Consider the following 22,271-nt stretch of genomic DNA (forward strand, 5'->3'; position numbering starts at 1 on the left):
GCTACAAAATATGGCTGCAAAACTACTGCGGAAACAAGCGATTCATGAGTAAGGTTGAAGAAAACGGCGCTGATAGCACCAAGTCAGATAATTTTATTGAAGCTATTATCAAGCAAGACTTGGCCGAAGGACGAATTGGAAAGGTGATTACCCGTTTCCCGCCTGAACCCAATGGTTATTTGCATATCGGTCATGCCAAATCGATCTGTGTCAATTTTGGGCTGGCTGAAACCTTTGGCGGTGACTGTCATCTGCGTTTTGACGATACCAATCCGGCCAAAGAGGATCAGGAGTATGTCGATGCTATCAAGGAGGACGTACGCTGGTTAGGCTTTCAGTGGGCGGGTGATGTGCGCTATGCCTCTAATTATTTCGATCAGTTTTATGACTGGGCGCTTCACCTTATAAAAACAGGTCATGCCTATGTGTGTGATTTAACGGCCGAGCAGGCTAGTGAATATCGTGGCTGGGCAACGGCGCCGGGTAAAGATAGCCCATTTCGCGACCGTGGCCCTGATGAAAACCTAGCATTATTTGAAAAAATGCGCGCCGGCGATTTTGAAGAGGGTGATTGTGTGCTGCGAGCCAAAATCGATATGGCCTCCTCCAATATGAATTTGCGAGACCCCATTCTTTACCGTATCCGTAAAGAATTCCATCACCAAACTGGTGATAAGTGGTGTATCTATCCCTCCTACGATTTTGCTCATGGGCAGGAAGATGCCATAGAAGGCGTTAGTCATTCGATATGCACGCTGGAATTTGCCGATCATAGGCCGTTATATGAATGGCTGCTTGAGCATTTGCCCGTGCCAGCAACCCCTCGGCAATATGAGTTTGGTCGTCTGAATATTAATTATACTGTCACCTCCAAGCGCAAACTCAAACAATTGGTTGATGATAAAGTGGTCAATGGTTGGGATGATCCAAGAATGCCGACCATTTCGGGTATGCGTCGCCGTGGTTATAGTTCGGCTGCGATCCGTAACTTCTGTCAGAGTCTGGCAGTAGCCAAAACCGATGGTATTGTCGATATGGCGCAGCTTGAGTTTTATATTCGCGAAGATTTAAATGACAATGCGCCCAGAGCTATGTGCGTATTGAATCCAGTTAAGTTAATTATCAGCAACTTTGAACAGCATATCGAGGGTGATATGCAAATGGTTACATCGCCGATTCATCCAGCCAAAGAGCAATTGGGTGGTAGAGATTTGCCTTTTACCAAAGAGCTATATATTGATCGTGCGGATTTTAGTGAAGATACCACCTTGGGTCGTAAAAAATTCAAACGACTGGTTTATGGTGAGTATGTTCGTTTGCGCAGTGCCTATGTGATTAAGGCCGATCAGGTTATTAAAGATGCGCAAGGTGCTATACAAACTATTATTGCCTCGTTAGTGCCTAATACTGTCGGTGAAAGTCCGCCAGAGGGCATTAAGCCGCGTGGCGTTATCCACTGGGTTTCTGCTACCCAGGGTAGGCAGGCAACAGTTCGTAAGTACGAGCGTCTTTTTATTAATGAAGCACCTGATAGCGGTGATCAAGATTTTATTGAATATGTCAATCCTGATTCGCTGTCGGTATTAGAAAACTGCTGGGTTGAACCCGCACTGGCTGATGTTGAGCCAGAAGCGGCTTTTCAGTTTGAGAGAGAAGGTTACTTTGTTGCCGATCGCTATGATCATCATTCAGATCGACCGGTTTTCAATATGACCATAGGGTTGAGAGCTAGCAAGTGATTGCGTATAACTAAAAAGTTATCGCCTCAATGTTTCTGTTAGGATACTGTATGGTTCTGATTAAATTAATTATATGGGGTATCCAGCGTTGTTATGAGTGATTTATCGGCAGCTACTTATCGTCTAATAATCTCTTGTCCCGATCAGGTTGGTATAGTCGCCAGAGTGACCCAGTTTATCGCCGAGCAGGGTGGCTCCCTGCTGGAAGCCAATAACCATACCGATATCGATAGCAACTGGTTTTTTATTCGCTGTGTGATTAATGCAGACACGCTGACTTGTGATCTAGATACCTTCCGCCAACGGTTTGAATCAATTGCAGCCGAATTTAAAATGAAGTGGTATATCCGCGACTCACTGGTTAAACAAAAAGTACTGTTGCTAGCCAGTCACGCTTCCCATTGTTTGGCGGATTTATTGCATCGCTGGCATAGCGGTGAGTTAGATTGCGATATTCCCTGTGTGATTTCTAACCACGAAAATTTACGCAGTATGGTTGAGTGGCACGGTATCCCTTTTCACTATGTACCCGTAGATAAAAATAACAAGGCATCAGCCTTTGCCGAAATGGAAGATATTATTCAGCGCTATGATGCCGATACTATCGTGTTAGCGCGTTATATGCAGATTATCCCACCTTCACTCTGTGAGCGGTTTGCTGGCCGCTTGATTAATATTCATCATAGTTTTTTACCGTCCTTTATAGGTGCCAACCCCTACCAAAAAGCGTTTGAGCGCGGTGTCAAATTGATTGGTGCCACCAGCCACTATGTGACGCAAGATTTGGATCAAGGGCCGATTATTGAGCAGGATGTGGTCAGGGTAAATCACCGTCATAATAAAGATGAGCTAGTGCGCTTAGGTAAAGATGTTGAAAAGGGTGTGCTATCCAGAGCGCTGCGAAATCATCTTGAAGATAGAGTGATTGTGCTTGAGAATAAAACGGTTGTGTTTGATTAAGCAGGGTAGGCTGTAGGCCTCTCTGACACTATGATGGCAACTTTGCCGCTACCGGGTTAATGTTTTGTTAAATTTCTATAAAAACCGTTCTCTACGGACAATTTTTCTGGCGATATTTGCCACCCTGACCTTTGTCGGTTCGGCCATCTTGGTATTTGATGTAGAACCCCAGTTGATGATGCAGTTTCTTGGAGCCAGTCTGTTAGGTGTGGGTCTAATCATTGTTGCCGCCTTGACCTTTACTGGTTTACGTATTGCCATCCGTCGTTGGCTGAATCGCTAATTTTCCAATCTGATATCCACATCCAGTTGGTTCGCTATCTCGTCCAACCTGTCAGTTAATTGAGCAAGGTCTAGGGTTATTGGCGCCTGAATCTCGGCAGAGGCGGCAAATAGTGATTCGGCGGTCATTGGTGCGCTGGTGACATTGGTATTCATCTCGCAAACATTGATCTGCAAAGCGGCCAAAGCACTGGAAAGCTCCTTAACAATACCTGGCCTATCATTGCCCAATAAACTGAGCTTGATATTGGTATAATCGCTGGTGTTGTCATCGATAGCGCGATCTTCTAAATTAATCGATAAATCTTCGCCCGATAGTGCATTTAGCGCTGCTCGCAGCTGATCGGCCTTATCATTGCTGATTTGGATGCGTGCAATGCCAGCAAAATATCCGGCTAATTGGCTCATTCGGCTTTCTAGCCAGTTGCCACCTTGCTCCGAAACAGTATTGGATAGCTTTTCTACCAAGCCAGGCTTGTCATTGCCAATAAAAGTAAAAACAATCGAAGTGCTCACAGACTAATCTCCGTTATATCGGTTATTATCGAGAAATTTTTATCAGTATAGACCGATTAGCCAACAGGCGCGTACAGTCGAGAAATATTATTGCATAAATGCTGACAAACACTGAGAATCAGCGGTGGGCATTAAATTGTTCTATAACAACAAGCAGAACTCAGGAGTCATATAATCAGATCGCGCGCAGCCATTTTACGGTATCCCGCTGCATGATCTATCGCCGATAATGAATGACTATATTGAAATCCCAGTCGAGCAATTAAGTGAAGATATCCTGCAGGCAGTTATAGAGGAGTTTATCACTCGGGAAGGAACCGATTATGGTTTGCAGGATTATACCCTTGACCAAAAAGTAGTTCAGATTAAGCGGCAACTTGAAAATAACAAAGCAATGATAGTTTATGATACGATTTCTGAAACCTGCACCTTGTTGGTCAAAGATTAACGCATCAGCCCCTTGCTAAATAATCTTAAAGACGGACAATAGCCGCGAGTCTTTTTAGTTTGATAAGGTATTGCATGGATTTTTCAGAGGCCTCAACGCTGGATACCAGTGGCTTAATATGCCCTGAGCCAGTGATGATGTTACATAATAAAATACGGGATATAGCGGTCGGTGAGGTTATCGAGATGATAGCCACAGACCCGTCTACCGAGCGAGATGTTCCCAAGTTTTGCGCCTTTCTTGGTCATGTTCTGTTGAATCAAAAACAACTGAATAAAAAATATTATTACTATATTCAAAAAACAGTATCACCTGACTAATTTGAGAACCTTCCCTTGATATTACTCAAACAGCACACCAATGGCGGCTAAGATTTCAGGATCTTCGGCCTTAATTTGATTGGCTATATGATGCTGGAAATAATAACAAAAGGTCGGATTAGTATCGGCCGGATACAAACAGGGGTCGCCGGGTAAAACCGGTGTGACACTGATATTTTGTTCATCAATTAACATGCCTTGAATGGTGCCGTTATGCAAAAGTCTCCAACTAAGTACCTCTGTTAGAATAAAATTATCGCTACCATCGCTTAACATAGCGTGCGTACCCATGGTTTCTGGTATCTCTTGAGCAATATCTGTTTCGTTTGTTTGTTCAGCTGCAAAATAATCCGCTGCAGTTTCAAGTTCCAGCACCTTATGAGGGGGTGCTTCTGAAAACATACAGTCAGTTGCATCATCATAATAGCCACAATATTGACAGTGTTCTTCATCATTTAACTGATCACAGGGCATCAGTTTATTTAGCCATGGCACCATGCCGACTACCTCACCATTATCGCGTAGACCCCAGCATAATATAGTCATCGAATAGAACATGCCCGGTTCGCAACCGGCGTTGGAGTAAAGCATGCACAAGCCATCATATTCAGGCGACAGTCGAATAATGCGATGCTTCGACGTAGTAGGTGTTTTGGTTGGAAATAGGTCGACAACATTGTTAGTGTCGCAGTTTTTATTGTTTGCGGGGGTAAGCGTGGTCATGAAAGCACCTCCATCTTTATCGCTGATGAAAATATCTGCAACGCTGGTCTAAAGCTACCAGCGCTACACATGCCGTAGTTCTGTTAATTTTATGGTGATCTACATTCGCTACAGTCTTAATTATAGTCATTTTTAGCTAGACAAATAGGCTGCATATTTACATTGACAAAGCATTCTTTACAGGTGGGTTCTGCTGTATGATGCGGGGTTTGTTATTGTTATCCCCCAGTCCAAATCAGTTGGCATTTTTCTAGCCGCGGCGGCTGAATTAATATTAACTACGCCCAGACAATGTATTATGTCCAATCTTGCGTCACCGTCGACATTAATCACTCACAATGCAGATGATCTGATTCGATTATTTAATCAGCTTTTTTCGATCAGTGAGAATACCCGCTTGGTAAGAGGTCAGCATGAGCCTGTTTATCGGCCAGCTAGTGCTGACACACCTTTTCATCAAGTCGTTTTTGCTCATGGCTTTTTTTCCAGCGCATTACATGAAATAGCTCACTGGTGTATTGCCGGTGATCAACGGCGGCTACAACTGGATTATGGCTATTGGTATTTACCCGATGGGCGTAATCGGCAACAGCAGGCTGAATTTGAAAAAGTAGAAGTTAAGCCACAGGCATTGGAGTGGATATTTTCTGCGGTTTGTCAAAAGGACTTTCGAATCAGTATTGATAATTTAAGTGGTGAAATCACCGATACTGCGGCGTTTAAGTCCGCGGTTTATCAGCAGGCGATTATGTTTTGTGAGCAGGGTTTTCCGCCGAGAGCCAAACGCTTAATTCAAGCATTGGCAGGATTTTATCAAGGGTCAATACCTACAGCCTCCAGCTTTAAACTGGCGGATTTGGGGTACTAGCCATGCTAACTCAACCTCTTTATCTAGTTGACGCGTCTATTTATATTTTTCGGGCCTATTTTTCCATGCCAGATGACTGGTTTAGCCCAGAGGGATATTCAGTCAACGCCTTAACGGGCTATACCCAGTTTTTATTCAAGTTTTTACAACAGGTAAAGCCTGAAAAGATAGCTATTGCCTATGATGAAAGCTTGGGTAGCTGCTTTCGCAATGAGATTTATCCGGATTATAAGGCCAGTCGAGTGCTGCCCGATGAAGCGCTTGCTTTTCAACTACAGGCCTGCAAAGCATTGACAGAGATCATGGGGATACCGACTTTTGCCAGCCAGCGTTTTGAAGCCGATGATATTATTGCTACTCTGGCACAGTCAGCTCAGCAGCGCGGTGAAAGCGTGACTATTGTGTCTAGGGATAAAGATCTTGGTCAAATCCTTAAGCATCCCGCTGATATGCTATGGGATTATGCCGCCGATAGGCGGATTAACACCGCTGATTTTGTTAAACATTATGCGGTTGAGCCTCATCAAATGGCCGACTTTCTGACGTTGGTGGGGGATAGTATCGATGATATTCCCGGAGTGCCGGGGATAGGCAAAAAAACCGCTGCAGCCTTGTTAGGCCGGTTCGGTAGTCTTGCCAATATGCAAAAAGATCTGACCGCTGTGGCAACATCAGAGCTTCGGGGTGCCAAAAGTATTGCTGATAAGCTACACACTTATCGTGAGCAACTGGAGATAGCTCAGGCACTAGTCAGTCTGGATGATAATGTGGCAGAATTTGCTAAAGCCCCTGTGGATTGGCAGCCAGCTTCCAAGGATACAGTGGCCTCTTTTCTCGATAAATATGCTTTAATGCAACGATTTCAGCGCCAGCTGGATCATTGCTATTGGTGGAAATAACCATGCCGCGCTTGACCATAGTTGCCGACGAAAATATCCCGCAGGTCAAACAGCGATTTTCAACGCTGGGCGATGTGATAACCGTTAATGGTCGTAATCTCTGCCCTCAACAATTACAACATGCAGATATTTTATTAGTTCGCTCAGTCACTCGCGTCAATAAGTCATTGTTGGCCGGTACACCGGTACGTTTTGTAGCAACGGCCACCATTGGTATTGATCATCTGGATATAGACTACTTGGAAGCTAACAAAATAGGGTGGGCTAGCGCACCGGGTTGTAATGCCAATTCAGTGGTCGATTATATTATCAGTGCCATTTGTCGCCTTGATGGTTTGTTGGAATTATTACTGGCTGATGGTACCGTCGGTATTATTGGAATGGGTAGTGTAGGCGGTCGCCTTTATCAACGTTTATCCGATTTAGAGATTCAGTGTACAGCCTATGACCCGCTTATCGATCAAAATAGTTATCCAATACTCGGTGATCTAGAGACGGTTTTAGCGGCAGATGTGATTTGCCTTCATACCCCGTTAACCACAACGGGTTCACACCCTAGCTTGCATTTATTGAATGAAGATAATTTGGCCCGGATTAATTCTGGCGCTGTCATTATTAATGCTGGCAGAGGTGCGGTTATAGATAATAACGCTTTAAAACAAACACTCGTTGAGCGTGACGATATTTGTACCGTGCTAGATGTCTGGGAAGGCGAGCCTGAACTTGATATTGAATTACTCAAGCGTGTCGATTTAGCCACCCCTCATATTGCTGGCTATAGCCATGATGGCAAGCTTATCGGTTTGGAAATGATTTATCAGGCTTGTTGTTGTTTTTTCTCGCTTGAACCAGAGTCATTAGAGGTTAGGCCAGCTGATGACAATCTAACTATCGTGCTGAGTGAACAAAGCGATAGGATTGCCGCGATGAGAGAAGCGGTTTTATCTTGCTATGATGTAGCGCAAGATGATCAGCGTTTTCGAGGGAGTTTGTTACGTTGCCAGCAACAGCAGCGGGGAGAGGAATTTGATCGCTTACGAAAACACTATCCTGAGCGCAGAGAGCTGTCCCGTTATCGTATCGTCAATGTAGACGAGTTAGATAATGCAGTGATTACAGGTCTTAGCGCGCTAGGCTTTATTTGTTGCTAAATTTAGGCCGGTAAATAGAGTCGATTTCTTTTTCCAGCTCGTCGCATGCATCAAGGATCATTTTTTCTGTAATGATATGTTCGTTGTCATCCATATCAATCACAGCGCCGTAAAATTCATCATCGACAAATTGATCATCTATTAGTAAGTCGTCTAGCGGATCACTGTGGATGATGTCTTGCTCTTCGAAGTTATCATAGGGATAAGCCATGATTTTTCTCCTGTCTGGTCGGTCTTAATGACTTCCAACAACAAGTCGTTTTTCTAGCTATACTGCTATGCTGCAACAGCAGATGACTTTTGTTTTTATGGTTAGTAGTGCATCTGCTTTGATTTCAGTATATGTGCTGTGGTTGGCACGACAACTGGCTTATTTCACAATAATTTATGGGCTTATTTACAGTTACAGGTTTTATCAATGTTTACGTTAGGGCTAATTATTAACCCATTGGCCGGTATTGGCGGGCCTCTGGCGCTAAAAGGCAGTGATGGTGCGGCCATAGTGGCTGAAGCCCACAGCCGTGGCGCTAGCCCTCGCGCGCCACAACGTGCGATAGAGGCATTGCAAGCAATAGCAGCCTCTAGTGAGATTAGCGTTGTTGGTTTTGCAGGCGCGATGGGCGCAGATATAGCCCAAGCGGTTGGGTTGCCTTTTGAAACCATTGGCGCTGCATCTACACCTTCTAGTGCGGCTGATACCATAGCCGCTGCCAAGGCGTTAACAAAACAGGGGGTTGACCTGATTTTATTCGCCGGTGGCGATGGCACCGCCAGAGATATCTTTGAGGCTGTCGGTACAAACTATCCAGTCTTGGGTATTCCGGCAGGCGTAAAAATGCACTCGGGTGTTTATGCCGTATCACCTCAGGCTGCCGGTGAAATAGTCAAGCTGCTAATTACTGGTCAACTGGTGGATATCGGTTTAGCAGAAGTCAGGGATATCGATGAAGAGCGTTTTCGACAGGGTGTGGTTAGCTCGCGTTTTTATGGTGAGTTGCTAGTACCGAGACAAGGCCGTTTTCTCCAGCAAGTAAAATCTTCAGGTAGAGAAGTTGAAGAACTGGTACTGCAAGATATAGCTGCCGATATTATCGAGTCGATGGAGGATGACTGCCTTTATCTTATTGGTCCGGGCACTACCCCCGGAGCCGTGACCCAAGAGCTGGGTTTAGCGAATACCTTGCTTGGATTCGATGCGGTGCTCAATCGTCAACTAGTGGCTGCAGATTTAGACGAGCACACGATGTTTCAACTGGTCCAACAGCACCAGCCAGCGGTAAAGGTGCTGATTACCGCCACCGGAGGACAAGGGCATATTATCGGGCGAGGTAACCAGCAATTAAGCCCTCGTATTATTCGTGCCATAGGTTTGGATAATCTTATTATTCTAGCCACCAAAACCAAAATCACCGAACTGCAGGGTCGCCCGCTACAGGTTGACAGCAATGACGCTGAGCTGGATAGAGCCTTATCTGGCTATCGTCAGGTTATCACCGGTTACCACGATGCGATTATCTACCCAGTAGGTTTATTTGTTGAGCCACTTGAGTCGCCATAAAAACAATAATTACCGTTATAGGACAAGCGCTTCAAGATCGAAAGTGAGAGAAAAGCATGACAGATATTGAGAAAACCGAACAGCAATGGCGTGAACAACTCACCGAACAGGAGTTTTATATTTGTCGTCAAAAAGGCACTGAAAGAGCTTTTAGCGGCCAATACAATGATGAAAAAGCCAGCGGGCAATATCACTGTACTTGCTGTGGTGAACCATTATTTGATTCAAGCACAAAATATGATTCGGGTTCTGGCTGGCCCAGTTTTTACCAACCCTTATCCGATCAGGCTATCTTGGAAGATCGCGATACTAGCCATGGTATGGTGCGAGTCGAGGTGATGTGCAAACGCTGTGGTTCCCATCTGGGGCATGTATTTAATGATGGCCCACAACCAACTGGTCTGCGTTACTGTATCAATTCCGCCTCTCTTAAGTTCAACAGAGTTGGTGAATGAAAGATTTCGACTGGATTTATCAACATGTGCTGCAGCGCCTAGGCAGTGCCAAAGCTTTGGAAGCTTTATTACCAACACCTGCAACGGCCAGTCAGCTAAGAGCTAAAAATGATGCTTTTTATTTATCAACGCTTTGCCGGCGCGTTTTCAGGGCCGGCTTAAAACATGCGCTAGTGGATAGTAAGTGGCCTGCCTTTGAGCAAGCGCTTTTCCAATTTAACCCACGCCGAGTCGCCATGATGAGTGATGAAGAAATGGACGCGCTGATGGGCAATACCGATATCATTCGCCATTGGAATAAAATCAAATCCATACGCCATAACGCCAGTTTTCTGCTTGAGATCATCGATAAACATCACAGTATCGGTCATTGGTTGGCGCAATGGCCAACTAGCGATGTGGTTGGCCTATGGACTTTGTTGAAGAAAGAGGGTGCCCAGCTTGGCGGTAATTCAGGGGCTTATTTTCTGCGGATGGCGGGTAAGGATACCTTTGTGCTAACCGAAGATATCGTGGTGGCATTAAAAGCGCAGGGTATCGTTGATAGAAAACCTACCAGCCAAAAAGATCTAAAGCAGGTGCAGGCAGTGTTTAATCAATGGGCAGAGCAGAGCGGTAGGCCTTTGTGTCAAATCAGCCGATTATTATCAATGACAGTGAATTACTAGCAGACAGAGGAATAAAAAAGAAAATTGGAGCGGGAAACCAGGTTCGAACTGGCGACCTGTACCTTGGCAAGGTACCGCTCTACCAACTGAGCTATTCCCGCCCATAGATTTACCCGACTTAAATAACCAGAATCCTAAAACAGACCGTGGTAGAGGTTATCAAGCTGCTAACCAAGGTTGGTTAGCAAAGGTAAAAATGGCGTCCCCTAGGGGGTTCGAACCCCTGTTACCGCCGTGAAAGGGCGGTGTCCTAGGCCTCTAGACGAAGGGGACGCTGGGTTACTTCGACGGTCTCCGTTGAAGTGGCGCGCATAATAAGAACCTTCGTTGCAAACGTCAACCCCCCAAATTGAATTTTTACTATAAGTGGCTGTTTTTATGGTCGATTTCAATAAAATTCTGAGAAAAATAGTCGGCCTGAGTAGTCACAACTGGGTTGTTGGTATTCACACCATCGATAACAACAATAGCAACAGGAATAGCAACAGGAATAGCAACAGGAATAACAACAGGGAATCTAACAGATTTGCGGTCAATACCAATTAATGGAGCTGAAAAATACTCGCTTTTAACGCGGTATAATCCACAGCCTCATTGCCGGCTTCATATAACTTTTCATCAAGCTGTTGGTAGAGCGTAAGCTCCTCGTCAGCCATATAGTGCAGACATTCGCCGCCAAAAAACCAGAATAAGTCACGATTGACTGATGGCGTAATATGTTGGTAATGAGTGACAATGCGGCAAATTATCGACTGCCCTTGCTGCTCGAATCTATCGCTTGAACTAGTCGCTTCGCTGAGCGCTTTTAAGGTCTCCAAAAATTCAATATCTACCTCGCTGGCACGATCGTCACAAAAGGGTAATTGCTTGACGCAGTGCTGGTATAAAGCTGTTAGCAGCTGGTGATGATGGCTGAAATAACTGGCGTTGCTCATTAAATTTTATCCGACGGCGGTAGTTCTCAATGCCCGTAGTTTATCAGAGCGAACTAATTAAGCCAGTAGAGCGTAGACCGTGCTATGATTGCTTTTTCACACAATCTTTTGAGTAAACGCCAGTAATGACCACCGCCTTATCCATCAACCAGCTAAGCAAAATGTACAGCAATGGTTTTCACGCCTTAAAAGGGATTGATCTGGAGGTCAAAGAGGGCGACTTCTTCGCTCTGCTCGGGCCAAACGGTGCTGGTAAATCGACCACTATTGGCATTACCTGTTCGCTGGTCAAAAAAACCGCAGGGCAGGTGAGGGTATTTGGTTATGATATCGATACCCATTTCTCAGCTGCCAAAAAGCAAATTGGTATTGTCCCGCAGGAATTTAACTTCCCCAATTTTGAAAAAGTCTTTGATATTCTGGTTAATCAGGCGGGCTACTATGGCCTTCCAAAACAGCTGGCTACTGAAAGAGCGGAGAAATATTTAAAAACGCTGGGTTTATGGGATAAGCGCTTTGATACACCGAGAAATCTCTCAGGCGGTATGAAGCGTCGATTAATGATTGCCAGAGCATTGGTCCATGAGCCCCGACTGCTTATTTTGGATGAACCCACTGCCGGTGTTGATATCGAAATGCGTCGGTTTATGTGGGCTTTTCTAAAACAGCTTAATCAGCAGGGTACAACGATTATCTTAACGACCCACTATTTAGAAGAGGCCGAAAGTCTGTGTCGCAATATCGCTATTATTAATCATGGGGTCATTGCCGAAAATTCCAGTATGAAACAGCTGTTATCCCAGCTGCATAAAGAAGTAGTTATTCTCGATACCAAAGCATCATTAACCGAACCACCTAAATTGACAGGATTTGATGTCGTGCTGACCGATGAGCATACACTTGAGGTTGAGCTCGATAAAAGCCAGACCGTTAATGGTTTATTTGATCAGTTGACCGCAGCCGGTATCGAAATCAATAGTATGCGTAACAAGGCCAATCGCCTTGAAGAGTTATTTGTCAATTTAGTCAATGCCAGCGATGCCTAAGCTGCCCAACGGAAGAGCTTAATGAGTTTTCAAGAACAGTTAATTGCCTTTTTAACCATAGTCCGCAAAGAAATTAAACGTTTTATGCGCATATGGACACAAACACTGGTGCCACCAGTGATTACCATTACCTTGTATTTTATTATTTTTGGTAATTTAATCGGCAAGCGTATCGGCACTATGGCTGGGGTGGATTATATTGAATTTGTGGTACCTGGTTTGATTATGATGTCGGTTATTACCAGCTCCTATACCAATGTCGTGTCATCATTTTATGGCGCTAAATTCCAGCGTTTTGTCGAAGAGATGCTGGTCTCGCCAACACCTAACTATATTATCCTGTCCGGTTTTGTGGTCGGCGGTGTGGCGCGAGGCTTGGGAGTTGGTTTCATTGTAACGCTGGTGGCCATGTTTTTTACTGATCTGCAAATACATAGTTATCCCGTTACCCTATCTATTGTGCTGATGACCTCGGTATTCTTTGCAGTGGCAGGCTTTATTAATGCGGTCTACGCTAACAGCTTTGATGATATCTCCATTATTCCTACCTTTGTTTTAACACCGCTGATTTATTTAGGTGGCGTGTTTTATTCAATGGATTTGCTACCAGATTTTTGGGCGGGGGTTTCTCAGGCTAACCCCATACTTTATATCGTTAATGCCTTCCGTTATGGATTATTGGGTATTACCGATATTGATATCAGCCGGGCTTTTATTATGGTGGCTGTATTTACACTGGTTGCCTACCTGTTTAGTTTAAGGCTATTAAATTCCAGTGAAAGTTTAAGACAATAATTGTAATCAGGTAAGGCAATGGCAGAAATTCCACTGGGCAACGATGTAGAGTATACCGATAGCTATAATCCGGATTTACTATTCCCGATTCCAAGACAGCAATCGCGGGATGGCTTGGGTATTGTCGCTGATCAATTGCCATTTACCGGCGTCGATATTTGGAATGCCTATGAACTGTCTTGGTTGAACAAAAAAGGTAAGCCGCAAGTAGCCTGTGCCGAGTTTCGTTTTCCCTGTGAATCGGCTGCGATTGTTGAATCCAAGTCTTTTAAGCTTTATTTAAATTCATTCAATCAAACAGCTTTTACCGACCGCGCTGAACTACAAGCCCGGATAGTCAAAGATTTATCCACGTGTGTCGGTGCCGCGGTTGAGGTTTTTATTGATGATGTGGATGCAGGCAATACCTTTTCGCGGTTACAGGGCCTATGTCTTGATGATATCGATATCAGCATTAGCCACTATCTCCCTGATCCACTGCTATTAAAGAGTGCAGGGCAGAAGGTAGAAGAAACCTTATACAGTCATTTGTTGCGGTCCCTATGCCCAGTAACAGCCCAGCCCGATTGGGCCAGTGTGGAAATAGCCTACACCGGCTGTAGCATCGATCATGCTGGCTTACTGCAATATCTGGTTGGCTATCGTCAGCATCAAGAATTTCACGAGCAATGCGTAGAACGCATCTTTAACGACATAAGCCAGCGCTGTCGGCCTGAACAGCTCTCGGTCAGGGCGTTCTATACTCGCCGTGGTGGGCTGGATATAAACCCCATACGTTCTACCAAAGCTGTTGTGCCGGTCAATATTCGATTAAATAGACAGTGATCTTGGGTATTTCAGGCTTTTAGATGATAATTTGCCTGATTTATGGCTAAATCACTCAGACTGCACCATAGTTAAATTTTAATAAATATTATTAATTTCAGAAACTTAGCTGGCTTTCTTAGTGTAAATAATAAGTAATTATTCAAAGCTGTCGTACCGGAATATGTTTATGTCAGAATCGACTCTTATGTTTTATATCGTGCTTGAGTTAGCAGCGCTGCTACTGATTGTCTGTATCTTTTTGCTGCTGCATTTACGCAAGATGAAAAAACTGGTGACCATACTGGAAGAAAAAATTATCAGTTTGCGTCAATCCATCGGCATATCCCGCAACGAAACCAAACAAGCCCTAAAACAATTGGCTGAAAAACAGGATATAAGCACACGGTCTTATCTTGATTATCTGACAGCAGAAATTAATCACACCTGCGAGCATCACCAATCGCTTATTTCCGACCGGGATATTGTTCTTGATATAGCACCCGATACGCCCATGGATCGACAAGTGTCGGCACTGCGCCATGCTTTTTTGAATGCAGAAAAAGAGGCCTTTCAAGCCGGTGGTGGAGATACTTCAAGCTGGGATACGCTGCGGACCAAACTACAGCAGATTATCGAATTTTATCAACACAAGTATCCCGTGGGCGAACATCAGTCTGGTGAAGCCGACAACAGTGTTTCAGCGCAAGAGATCGCCATTTACAAAAGCCGTATAGAAAATCTTGAGAGCTTTAAAAAGCTGTTTTTCGATATGGAAAGTAAATGGGAGCAAAGCAAAGCGCAGGCCGATGCTTACTATCAACAGCTAATGGCCATAGGTAAGGACTTAGGTGCCGGTGAAGAATTCGATAGTTTGCTAGAAAAGTGTGCCAACGCCTACAGCGTTATCGGCGATTTAATTCAATTAGAGGGTTTAGGTGTTGAGGCAAGGGCTAAGCTCGACAGCGGCAGGAGAGATGGTCTGCGATATTCCGGTGCAGGTAAAACCATTATTGCCAATCAAGAAGAAATTATTCGCCTGAAAAATATGGCAGTTGATCAGCATAAAGTCATAACAGAGCTGAAGAAAAAGCTACTAGCGTCCAATTCGCCGGAAGACACACAAAAGATTGTTATTGATCTGACTTACCAGTTAGAACGACAGCAGCGTTTTATGCAAGAAGCTGAAACCTGTATTCAGCTTATTGAAAATGAGCTCACTCGCACAATGGAAGAAAATAACCAGCTACGTGCCCAGTTGAATAGTGATGATAATAATGCCGACAGTGTCATTTCCGATGGGGAAGCAGAGCGCATCGAAACCACGATTAAAGACTTGACGGAAAGCAGTAAAGAAATGCTGGCTACCATAGCTGCGCTTGAAGAGGAAAATAGCAGCCTTAATCAGCGTTTGTTATCAATGAGCGATAATGCTGCAGAGGCTGAAAATGTCGCAGTGCTTAAATCCAGGCTAGAAGAAATGCACAAAGAATTGCTGCACCTGCAAACTCAACATGTTGAGCTTGAGGAGCGTTACCTCAAACTAAAAATGAAGTAAGTTTATAGCGTAGATTGTCGCGGTTTATGTCAGCACTGAGCTGGTGTATCCTACATCCTGATTTAACAAGGAATAATCCCTAAATGAGCTATCAGGTACTGGCCCGAAAATGGCGGCCGAAAACTTTCCGTGAAATGGTGGGGCAGGAGCATGTGTTGAAGGCGTTGATTAATGCGCTGGATCATAATCGCCTGCATCATGCCTATTTATTTACCGGGACGCGTGGCGTCGGTAAAACCACGATTGCTCGTATTTTGGCCAAATGCCTAAATTGTGAAGTGGGTGTGAGCTCTGAGCCCTGTGGTCAATGTAGTGCTTGTGTTTCGATTAATGAAGGGCGCTTTGTTGATTTGATTGAGGTGGATGCCGCCTCCCGTACCAAGGTCGAAGATACCCGCGAGCTATTGGAAAACGTTCAGTATGCGCCTACCGTTGGGCGTTATAAGGTATACCTGATCGATGAAGTGCATATGCTTTCCACCCATAGTTTTAATGCGCTGTTAAAAACACTGGAAGAGCCGCCTCCCCATGTGAAATTTCTATTAGCTACAACAGATCCGCAAAAACTCCCTGCAACTATTTTGTCCCGCTGCCTGCAGTTTAACTTAAAGAATATGACTCCCGAGCGAATTGTTGGTCACTTACAGCATGTGTTAGAGCAGGAGATGGTCAGTTTTGATGAGCCCGCTCTATGGCTATTAGGCCGTTCAGCGGATGGCAGTATGCGCGATGCGATGAGCTTGGTGGATCAGGCGATTTCGTTTGGTTCGGGTAAATTATCAGAGCCTGATGTCCGCGCCATGTTGGGAACCATCGATCAAATGGTGGTTTACGATATTGTCGAGGCGCTGGCTGCCGCCGATGGTGCCCAGGTATTAGCGGCAGTCAATCAGCTCTCTGAACATGCGCCGGATTATGGGGCTGCGCTGGAGGAGTTGTTGACGCTGTTACACCGTATTGCGATGACTCAGGCAGTGCCGCAGGCGACCGATAATAGCTTTGGTGATGGCGATAAAGTGATTGATCTTGCAGGGCGTTTAACGGCTGAGAAAGTTCAGCTATTTTACCAGATGGCCTTAACCGGTCGTCGCGATTTGCCATTGGCACCGGATCCCCGCAGTGGTTTTGAAATGGTACTGCTACGGATGCTGGCCTTTATACCGGCGGGTATTGCCCAGTTGCCTCAAGGTCAAATCCAGAATTCAGTGCCTTCAACCACTACCGCGTCGGTGGAGGCGTCACAGCCGGTAAAAAAGCCTGAACCGATCGTTCACTCTCAGGTGGCCGTTGAGCGATCGGATGAAGAAACCATTACTAAGGCTAGTGCTGAACCAACGACAGAGCTGGCAAAACAGTCGCAGCCAGCCGCTATTGAGCCTGAGATAAACTCAAGCCCCATGCTTGAGACATCTGGTGAACAACCCATATCGAATCAGCTCAATCCAGCAACAGCAGTCAGCCGTGCAGAGCTAACCCCGGCAACTTGGAATCAGTTATTTGAACGCCTAGGTTTTGGCGGCGTTGTCGGAAATATCGCCTCACACTGTGTTTTACAACATATTGATGGCGATAACATTATCCTGGATTTGGATGAAACTAACGCCACGCTATTTAACGATAGTTATACGGCTAGAATTGAAGAGCATTTGTCTGTTGCCCTAAATACACCGATTAATCTCACGATCAATGTCAAAGCGATACAAGTAGAAACACCCGCAGCTAGAAAGCTGCGCTTAATCACCGAGCTTAAGCAGCAGGCACTGGCTGATCTAAAAAGTGACCCTAACGTACAAACGTTAATAGATGATTTTGCTGCGGTGTTGATCGAAGACACTGTACAGCCAGTTTAATGTCAGTATTAGTTAAGTATCCGTATTAAGAGCATCGAGGAAATAATGAAAATTAACGATATCATGAAGCAGGCGCAGCAAATGCAAGAGCAGATGCAAAAGGCGCAGGAAGAAATGAGCAATAAGGAAGTTTATGGAGAGTCCGGCGCCGGTCTGGTTAAGGTAGTGATGACCGGTCGTCACGATGTGCGCAGGGTCTCAATTGATCAAAGCCTGATGACCGAAGATAAAGAAGTGCTGGAAGATTTGCTGGCAGCAGCAGTCAATGATGCTGTGCGTAAAGTTGAGCAGACTAGTCGTGATGCTATCTCGGGTCTGGCCGGTGGTGTTGATCTTGCTAATTTTAAAATGCCCTTTTAAGTAATGGCCTTTAGTCCCCTAATCGATCAACTTGTTGAGGCATTACGTTGCCTGCCCAGTGTTGGCCCAAAGTCTGCCCAGCGTATGGCGTTTCATTTATTGGAGCGTGATCGTGAAGGTGGCTTTAAACTGGCCGAGCAATTAGACAAAGCCATGAGCGGTGTTTCCCGTTGCAGCAAGTGTCGTACTCTGACTGAACAAAGTATCTGTTCCATATGCGACAACGATAAGCGCGATCAATCGATTATCTGTGTCGTAGAAACCCCGGCGGATGTCTTTGCCTTTGAGCAGTCAGGTATTTATCGCGGTTTGTATTTTGTGTTGATGGGTCATCTTTCGCCCATCGACGGTATCGGTCCTGCTGAAATTGGTGTGAGTCATTTACTACAGCGTTTACAGGATGAAGCAATCAAAGAAGTTATTCTTGCCACCAATCCAACCGTAGAAGGCGAGGCGACTGCTTTTTATATCACGGATCAAGTCAAAGCTCTGGGGATCAAGATTTCAAGAATCGCCCATGGCGTTCCGCTCGGTGGAGAGCTGGAATATGTCGATGCCGGCACCTTGGCCCATGCACTTAACGGACGTCGTACCGTTGACGAATAATTGTAGATTGTAATGTTTTCACAGCAAATTGATCATCCGGTTTATATTGAAACCAACCAAGCATTGGCGGCTTATTGTGAGCAGTGGTCCAAGGCTAAGGTATTGGCATTAGATACTGAATTTATTCGTACCAATACGTTTTATCCTATTGCAGCCTTAATTCAAGTGTCTGATGGCAACGGCTGCTTTCTGATTGATCCTTTGGTTATTGATGATTTTGCCGCCTTTAAACAGTTAATGATTAATCCGCAAATCACCAAGGTGTTACACGCCTGCAATGAGGACTTAGAAGTTTTTGATCGCTTGTTGGGCGTGTTGCCAACCCCATTAATTGACACCCAAATTGCAGCCGGTATGAATGGTCTGGGTTTTAATTTGGGCTATCAGGCTATGACCAAAGGTCTGTTACAAATCGAATTAGCTAAAGGTGAGACTCGCTCAAACTGGTTACAGCGACCGTTAACCCATTCACAAATTCACTATGCCGTTCTAGATGTCGCTTATTTGCTCAAAATGTACCGCTTGCTTTGCGATTCATTGGCCGCCAATAACCGTATGCCTTGGCTTGTGGAAGAGTGTGACAAATTGGTCAATAATTATAAGATTCCCGACGCTATTGCTTTGCATTATCTAAAAGTGAAGTCGGCTTGGAAGCTTTCACCATCCCAATTGGCGGTTTTGCAGCAGGTGATTGAATGGCGGGAACATATAGCCCGAGAGCGTGATCAGCCGCGGGGAAGAATTATAAAAGATAAAAGTTGTTTGGAAATCGCTCGTTTGCAACCAGACAATTTGCGTGCATTATCGGATATTAACGATATTACCCCGAAAACTGTTCGAAAAGATGGTGAAACATTATTGACGTTGATTAAACAAGCACAAGCCCTAGATAGTGCCGAGCTGCCAGCGGCTTTACCAAAACCATTACCGCCAGCCAATGGTAGCCTGTTAAAGCGTTTAAAAGCTTATGTCGCCAAACGAGCAGAGCAACTCAATATGGCGCCCGAGTTATTAGCTAGAAAAAAAGATTATGAATCGCTATTGCGCTCGGGTTTTGACAGTGGCCACTATAGCTTGCCCGACACCTTGTCGGGTTGGCGTAAGCCAGTGATTGGCGACGATTTATTAGCTATTCTTACCAAGCAGTCCGGTTAACCCTTTACCATGTCAACAACGATTTGTACCATTTATCGAAGCTCCAAGCATGAAGGGATGTATCTTTATGTGGATAAGCAGCAAGATCTGGGGCCCGTGCCAGAGGCGCTGCTAAAGCGTTTTGGCAAGCCTGAGCAGGCAATGACCTTGTTGTTGACCCCTGAACGGGAATTGGCGCGCGTGGATATTAAAAAGGTACTAGCGAGCCTTGCAGAGCAGGGTTTCTTTCTACAGCTACCACCGCAACCAGATAGAGAGATGCAAAAGCTCCATGAAAAAAACAGCAAGCTATAAGCATGAGCGATTCGCAGGCTAAATTTTGGGAAACCAAAGCCTTGCACGAGATGACTACAGAACAATGGGAGTCTCTCTGCGATGGCTGTGCCAAGTGTTGTCTGCATAAACTGCAAGATGAAGAAACCGGTGATGTCCATTACACCAAAGTTGTCTGTCGTTATATGGATGAGCAGTGCCGCTGTACGGAATATCAACGCCGCAACGAACTAGTGCCTAATTGTGTCTGGCTGCGCCCTCGTGACGTTGAACAGTTTTTTTGGTTGCCCAGCACCTGTGCTTATCGATTAGTCGCTGAAAATAAACCGTTGGCTGACTGGCATCCGTTGATTTCAGGCGATCCACACAGTGTTCACCGCGCTGGTGTATCAATTAAGGGGAGGGCGTTAAGTGAAGAGTATGTGCACCCTGACGGTATGGAAGAGCATATTATCCATTGGGTTGAGTAATAGAAGGGGTTAATACGATGGAACCTGCTAGTGATTATTACATCGCTTGGGCTATATACTGGCTGGCTGTTATCGTTGCTCAGCTGCTATTTTGGCGCGCGTTAGCAACCATCAACAGTCAACCGGTGAAACTTCTGTCCCAGCTATGGCTATTTGCCTTACTGATTACACCGGTTTCACTAGAGTCAGGCCAACCCCATTGGGTGCCGGCTTTTATGGCGGCGATTATGGAGGGTTTAAATGACGGCTTTGACGCCGCCTTGTCACGTCTGTGGCCTATCTTGCTGATGATGTTGGTATTTATCTTATTAGCGGCAGCCTGGCGCAGATACTGGTTGCGACGATAATCTTTTGCTGGTGTTTTCAACACCCCTTTAACTTATTGTACTTAATTAAATACTTGCTATAAATAACTGTTAATATTGATAATTTTATCGAATTCCGGAATTGCATCGGTATGTCAATCATACGTCTTACTCTACTAATCGCTGTGTTTGTTTTCGGGCATTGTTGTGCAGCTGAAAACAACAATCATCTCACTCTGACTGCTTCTGAGTTAAAACCTGATGTCAGGGTGATTATTGATATTTCTGGCAGCATGAAAAAAAACGACCCGCAAAATCTGCGCCGCTCGGCTCTGGAACTACTGATACAGCTTTTTCCTGACGATTCAAAGGCCGGTGTGTGGACTTTTGGTCAATGGGTTAACCATCTGGTAGTTAGCCAACATGTCGATCAGGCTTGGCGTGAAAGCGCTATTTCGCAGGTTGAAAAAATTAACTCGGTAGCTCTTTATACCGATATACCCACTGCGTTAGTCACCGCGGTGGATGATATTGATCAGCTCGACCCCCGTTATCAAGTTCATTTGATTTTGTTAACTGATGGTGTGGTAGATATATCAAAATCTGTCGAGGACAGCCGCCAAGCCAGACAGCGTCTAATTGATACCGTACTGCCCAGTTTGCGAGATGCCGGTGTCACTATTCATACCGTAGCATTATCACAATCTGCTGATCAGGAATTGATGGAGCGATTGGCAGTCGAAACCAATGGTTTGGCGGCTGTAGCCGAAACAGCCGAGGATCTCAGTAGAATTTTTTTACAAGCCTTTGACGCCGCTGCACCCTCACAGCAGTTACCTCTGGATAAGAACAGTTTTATCGTTGATGCAAGTATTGATGAATTTACCGCCTTATTATTTCGCCAGCAGGACGCGGATATGGCAACACTGATTGCTCCGAATAATCAACGTTATACGGCTGCCAACCACAGTGCAGATATCAGCTGGTTTCGCCAACATCATTATGATTTGATCACTGTAAAAAACCCCGAAGCAGGTGCTTGGTCTATCGAAGCTGATTTGGCGCCTGATAGCCGTATTACCATTATTAGTGATTTGAATTTACGGGTAAATCCGCTAGCTACAAACGCCTTTGTCAATGACACCGTAGAGGTGGTGGCGGCCCTGACCGAGCAGGGTGAAGTCATCAATCGTCCAGAGCTTTTGAATCTGACCGATATGAGCGTTAAGGTCACTCGCAGGGATAATCGTCAGCAGTGGCAATTCTCCCTGTCAGAGCTCGATGCAAGCCCTATAGATGGTCTGTTTCGTTCTAGTTTGGATGTCTTCCTGCAGGCTGGCACTTTTGATGTAGTAGTGATGGCCAAAGGTAAAACCTTCCAGCGTCAGCATAAGCAAACTATGGTAGTGCGAGAAGCTTTCGATAGCCTTGATATCAATACTATCGAGGATGGCAATACCGTTGTAGAGCCCGATCCTATTGAAGAGACAAAGCCAGACCCAAAACCAGAAACAAAACCAGAGCCAG

Annotated in this window: 27 protein-coding genes and 2 tRNA genes; 23 read left to right on the forward strand and 6 right to left on the reverse strand. The window is 45.1% G+C overall.

Going from position 1 to position 22,271, the window contains the following annotated elements; genetic code table 11:
• The first annotated feature begins 44 nt into the window (after positions 1-44).
• The 3 genes from AACP44_RS04015 (at position 45) to AACP44_RS04025 (ending at position 2,982) form a co-directional block, all read left to right on the forward strand.
• Positions 45-1,739, forward strand: a complete 1,695-nt coding sequence (locus tag AACP44_RS04015) for a glutamine--tRNA ligase/YqeY domain fusion protein (protein WP_339339191.1) — start codon at positions 45-47, stop codon at positions 1,737-1,739.
• A 93-nt stretch (positions 1,740-1,832) separates the two neighbouring features.
• On the forward strand, positions 1,833-2,699 hold the full coding sequence (gene purU / locus AACP44_RS04020; protein ID WP_339339192.1) for a formyltetrahydrofolate deformylase: 867 nt from the start codon (positions 1,833-1,835) through the stop codon (positions 2,697-2,699).
• A gap of 64 nt (positions 2,700-2,763) precedes the next feature.
• On the forward strand, positions 2,764-2,982 hold the full coding sequence (locus AACP44_RS04025; RefSeq protein WP_339339193.1) for a hypothetical protein: 219 nt from the start codon (positions 2,764-2,766) through the stop codon (positions 2,980-2,982).
• Here the strand turns inward: AACP44_RS04025 and AACP44_RS04030 are convergent.
• Positions 2,979-3,497, reverse strand: coding sequence for an ACT domain-containing protein (locus AACP44_RS04030; protein WP_339339194.1), 519 nt, complete (start codon positions 3,495-3,497; stop codon positions 2,979-2,981). The two genes, AACP44_RS04025 and AACP44_RS04030, sit on opposite strands and share 4 nt — an antisense overlap.
• A 229-nt stretch (positions 3,498-3,726) precedes the next feature.
• On the opposite strand from AACP44_RS04030, the gene AACP44_RS04035 reads away from it, so the two are divergent.
• Entirely contained in the window at positions 3,727-3,945 is a 219-nt protein-coding gene (locus AACP44_RS04035) for a YheU family protein (protein WP_339339195.1), read from the forward strand.
• A gap of 74 nt (positions 3,946-4,019) precedes the next feature.
• Positions 4,020-4,265: a sulfurtransferase TusA gene (gene tusA / locus AACP44_RS04040; protein WP_339339196.1), complete on the forward strand. Its 246-nt coding sequence runs from the start codon at positions 4,020-4,022 to the stop codon at positions 4,263-4,265.
• Between the two features lie 21 nt (positions 4,266-4,286).
• Here the strand turns inward: tusA and AACP44_RS04045 are convergent, their stop codons facing one another.
• Positions 4,287-4,988, reverse strand: a complete 702-nt coding sequence (locus AACP44_RS04045; RefSeq protein WP_339339197.1) for a hypothetical protein — start codon at positions 4,986-4,988, stop codon at positions 4,287-4,289.
• A 298-nt stretch (positions 4,989-5,286) separates the two neighbouring features.
• Here AACP44_RS04045 and AACP44_RS04050 point away from each other — a divergent pair, with 298 nt between their 5' ends.
• From AACP44_RS04050 to AACP44_RS04060, 3 genes are read left to right on the forward strand one after another with little or no spacing between them, the layout of a single operon-like run.
• Positions 5,287-5,856 carry an elongation factor P hydroxylase gene (locus AACP44_RS04050; RefSeq protein ID WP_339339198.1) on the forward strand — a complete coding sequence of 190 codons (570 nt, stop codon included), beginning with the start codon at positions 5,287-5,289 and terminating at the stop codon, positions 5,854-5,856.
• Between the two features lie 2 nt (positions 5,857-5,858).
• On the forward strand, positions 5,859-6,755 hold the full coding sequence (locus AACP44_RS04055) for a 5'-3' exonuclease H3TH domain-containing protein (protein ID WP_339339199.1): 897 nt from the start codon (positions 5,859-5,861) through the stop codon (positions 6,753-6,755).
• A gap of 2 nt (positions 6,756-6,757) precedes the next feature.
• On the forward strand, positions 6,758-7,906 hold the full coding sequence (locus AACP44_RS04060) for a 4-phosphoerythronate dehydrogenase (protein ID WP_339339200.1): 1,149 nt from the start codon (positions 6,758-6,760) through the stop codon (positions 7,904-7,906).
• Here AACP44_RS04060 and AACP44_RS04065 read toward each other — a convergent pair.
• A complete protein-coding gene (locus AACP44_RS04065) occupies positions 7,893-8,117 on the reverse strand; it encodes a hypothetical protein (protein WP_339339201.1) in 225 nt (74 codons plus the stop codon). The two genes, AACP44_RS04060 and AACP44_RS04065, sit on opposite strands and share 14 nt — an antisense overlap.
• Positions 8,118-8,324: 207 nt before the next feature.
• Here AACP44_RS04065 and AACP44_RS04070 point away from each other — a divergent pair, with 207 nt between their 5' ends.
• The 3 genes from AACP44_RS04070 to AACP44_RS04080 are packed head-to-tail and all read left to right on the forward strand — an operon-like array spanning position 8,325 to position 10,587.
• On the forward strand, positions 8,325-9,464 hold the full coding sequence (locus AACP44_RS04070) for an ATP-NAD kinase family protein (protein ID WP_339339202.1): 1,140 nt from the start codon (positions 8,325-8,327) through the stop codon (positions 9,462-9,464).
• A gap of 56 nt (positions 9,465-9,520) precedes the next feature.
• Positions 9,521-9,919 (forward strand): peptide-methionine (R)-S-oxide reductase MsrB, encoded by a 399-nt coding sequence (gene msrB, locus AACP44_RS04075; RefSeq protein WP_339339203.1) that lies wholly within the window; start codon positions 9,521-9,523, stop codon positions 9,917-9,919.
• Positions 9,916-10,587, forward strand: a complete 672-nt coding sequence (locus AACP44_RS04080; RefSeq protein WP_339339204.1) for a DNA-3-methyladenine glycosylase I — start codon at positions 9,916-9,918, stop codon at positions 10,585-10,587. Before msrB ends, AACP44_RS04080 begins: the two co-directional genes overlap by 4 nt.
• 25 nt (positions 10,588-10,612) lie before the next feature.
• On the opposite strand, the gene AACP44_RS04085 is transcribed toward AACP44_RS04080, so the two are convergent.
• From AACP44_RS04085 to AACP44_RS04095, 3 genes are all read right to left on the reverse strand, one after another.
• A tRNA-Gly gene (locus AACP44_RS04085) sits at positions 10,613-10,688 on the reverse strand.
• A gap of 96 nt (positions 10,689-10,784) precedes the next feature.
• A tRNA-Glu gene (locus AACP44_RS04090) sits at positions 10,785-10,860 on the reverse strand.
• Positions 10,861-11,129: 269 nt separating this feature from the next.
• On the reverse strand, positions 11,130-11,522 hold the full coding sequence (locus AACP44_RS04095) for a PA2817 family protein (RefSeq protein ID WP_339339205.1): 393 nt from the start codon (positions 11,520-11,522) through the stop codon (positions 11,130-11,132).
• A gap of 125 nt (positions 11,523-11,647) precedes the next feature.
• On the opposite strand from AACP44_RS04095, the gene AACP44_RS04100 reads away from it, so the two are divergent.
• The 12 genes from AACP44_RS04100 to AACP44_RS04155 form a co-directional block, all read left to right on the forward strand.
• Positions 11,648-12,568 carry an ABC transporter ATP-binding protein gene (locus AACP44_RS04100; RefSeq protein ID WP_339339206.1) on the forward strand — a complete coding sequence of 307 codons (921 nt, stop codon included), beginning with the start codon at positions 11,648-11,650 and terminating at the stop codon, positions 12,566-12,568.
• Between the two features lie 21 nt (positions 12,569-12,589).
• Positions 12,590-13,363, forward strand: a complete 774-nt coding sequence (locus AACP44_RS04105) for an ABC transporter permease (protein ID WP_339339207.1) — start codon at positions 12,590-12,592, stop codon at positions 13,361-13,363.
• A gap of 18 nt (positions 13,364-13,381) precedes the next feature.
• Positions 13,382-14,188, forward strand: coding sequence for an NADPH-dependent 7-cyano-7-deazaguanine reductase QueF (gene queF / locus AACP44_RS04110; RefSeq protein ID WP_339339208.1), 807 nt, complete (start codon positions 13,382-13,384; stop codon positions 14,186-14,188).
• Positions 14,189-14,357: 169 nt separating this feature from the next.
• Positions 14,358-15,725, forward strand: a complete 1,368-nt coding sequence (locus tag AACP44_RS04115; RefSeq protein ID WP_339339209.1) for a hypothetical protein — start codon at positions 14,358-14,360, stop codon at positions 15,723-15,725.
• Between the two features lie 83 nt (positions 15,726-15,808).
• Positions 15,809-17,575, forward strand: a complete 1,767-nt coding sequence (gene dnaX / locus AACP44_RS04120; protein ID WP_339339210.1) for a DNA polymerase III subunit gamma/tau — start codon at positions 15,809-15,811, stop codon at positions 17,573-17,575.
• 45 nt (positions 17,576-17,620) lie between these two features.
• Positions 17,621-17,935, forward strand: coding sequence for a YbaB/EbfC family nucleoid-associated protein (locus tag AACP44_RS04125; protein WP_339339211.1), 315 nt, complete (start codon positions 17,621-17,623; stop codon positions 17,933-17,935).
• Between the two features lie 3 nt (positions 17,936-17,938).
• On the forward strand, positions 17,939-18,541 hold the full coding sequence (gene recR / locus AACP44_RS04130) for a recombination mediator RecR (RefSeq protein WP_339339212.1): 603 nt from the start codon (positions 17,939-17,941) through the stop codon (positions 18,539-18,541).
• Positions 18,542-18,553: 12 nt separating this feature from the next.
• Positions 18,554-19,696: a ribonuclease D gene (rnd, locus tag AACP44_RS04135; protein WP_339339213.1), complete on the forward strand. Its 1,143-nt coding sequence runs from the start codon at positions 18,554-18,556 to the stop codon at positions 19,694-19,696.
• 9 nt (positions 19,697-19,705) lie between these two features.
• A complete protein-coding gene (locus AACP44_RS04140) occupies positions 19,706-19,990 on the forward strand; it encodes a YcgL domain-containing protein (RefSeq protein WP_339339214.1) in 285 nt (94 codons plus the stop codon).
• Between the two features lie 2 nt (positions 19,991-19,992).
• Entirely contained in the window at positions 19,993-20,439 is a 447-nt protein-coding gene (locus AACP44_RS04145; RefSeq protein ID WP_339339215.1) for a YcgN family cysteine cluster protein, read from the forward strand.
• Positions 20,440-20,564: 125 nt separating this feature from the next.
• Positions 20,565-20,786 carry a hypothetical protein gene (locus AACP44_RS04150; RefSeq protein ID WP_339339216.1) on the forward strand — a complete coding sequence of 74 codons (222 nt, stop codon included), beginning with the start codon at positions 20,565-20,567 and terminating at the stop codon, positions 20,784-20,786.
• Between the two features lie 110 nt (positions 20,787-20,896).
• On the forward strand, positions 20,897-22,271 hold a 1,375-nt coding region (locus tag AACP44_RS04155; RefSeq protein WP_339339217.1), incomplete at its 3' end, for a vWA domain-containing protein.

It is taken from the genome of uncultured Oceanicoccus sp. (assembly GCF_963968385.1).
GTDB lineage: Bacteria > Pseudomonadota > Gammaproteobacteria > Pseudomonadales > Dasaniaceae > Oceanicoccus.

Coding starts and splice junctions, on each gene's coding strand:
- AACP44_RS04060 (WP_339339200.1), top strand. CDS start 6,758: ATGCCGCGCTTGACCATAGTTGCCGACGAAAATATCCCGCAGGTCAAA.
- AACP44_RS04070 (WP_339339202.1), top strand. CDS start 8,325: ATGTTTACGTTAGGGCTAATTATTAACCCATTGGCCGGTATTGGCGGG.
- AACP44_RS04115 (WP_339339209.1), top strand. CDS start 14,358: ATGTCAGAATCGACTCTTATGTTTTATATCGTGCTTGAGTTAGCAGCG.
- queF (WP_339339208.1), top strand. CDS start 13,382: ATGGCAGAAATTCCACTGGGCAACGATGTAGAGTATACCGATAGCTAT.
- AACP44_RS04055 (WP_339339199.1), top strand. CDS start 5,859: ATGCTAACTCAACCTCTTTATCTAGTTGACGCGTCTATTTATATTTTT.
- AACP44_RS04045 (WP_339339197.1), bottom strand. CDS start 4,988: ATGACCACGCTTACCCCCGCAAACAATAAAAACTGCGACACTAACAAT.
- tusA (WP_339339196.1), top strand. CDS start 4,020: ATGGATTTTTCAGAGGCCTCAACGCTGGATACCAGTGGCTTAATATGC.
- AACP44_RS04105 (WP_339339207.1), top strand. CDS start 12,590: ATGAGTTTTCAAGAACAGTTAATTGCCTTTTTAACCATAGTCCGCAAA.
- AACP44_RS04125 (WP_339339211.1), top strand. CDS start 17,621: ATGAAAATTAACGATATCATGAAGCAGGCGCAGCAAATGCAAGAGCAG.
- AACP44_RS04140 (WP_339339214.1), top strand. CDS start 19,706: ATGTCAACAACGATTTGTACCATTTATCGAAGCTCCAAGCATGAAGGG.
- AACP44_RS04100 (WP_339339206.1), top strand. CDS start 11,648: ATGACCACCGCCTTATCCATCAACCAGCTAAGCAAAATGTACAGCAAT.
- AACP44_RS04065 (WP_339339201.1), bottom strand. CDS start 8,117: ATGGCTTATCCCTATGATAACTTCGAAGAGCAAGACATCATCCACAGT.
- AACP44_RS04035 (WP_339339195.1), top strand. CDS start 3,727: ATGAATGACTATATTGAAATCCCAGTCGAGCAATTAAGTGAAGATATC.
- msrB (WP_339339203.1), top strand. CDS start 9,521: ATGACAGATATTGAGAAAACCGAACAGCAATGGCGTGAACAACTCACC.
- recR (WP_339339212.1), top strand. CDS start 17,939: ATGGCCTTTAGTCCCCTAATCGATCAACTTGTTGAGGCATTACGTTGC.
- dnaX (WP_339339210.1), top strand. CDS start 15,809: ATGAGCTATCAGGTACTGGCCCGAAAATGGCGGCCGAAAACTTTCCGT.
- purU (WP_339339192.1), top strand. CDS start 1,833: ATGAGTGATTTATCGGCAGCTACTTATCGTCTAATAATCTCTTGTCCC.
- rnd (WP_339339213.1), top strand. CDS start 18,554: ATGTTTTCACAGCAAATTGATCATCCGGTTTATATTGAAACCAACCAA.
- AACP44_RS04050 (WP_339339198.1), top strand. CDS start 5,287: ATGTCCAATCTTGCGTCACCGTCGACATTAATCACTCACAATGCAGAT.
- AACP44_RS04015 (WP_339339191.1), top strand. CDS start 45: ATGAGTAAGGTTGAAGAAAACGGCGCTGATAGCACCAAGTCAGATAAT.
- AACP44_RS04095 (WP_339339205.1), bottom strand. CDS start 11,522: ATGAGCAACGCCAGTTATTTCAGCCATCATCACCAGCTGCTAACAGCT.
- AACP44_RS04080 (WP_339339204.1), top strand. CDS start 9,916: ATGAAAGATTTCGACTGGATTTATCAACATGTGCTGCAGCGCCTAGGC.
- AACP44_RS04145 (WP_339339215.1), top strand. CDS start 19,993: ATGAGCGATTCGCAGGCTAAATTTTGGGAAACCAAAGCCTTGCACGAG.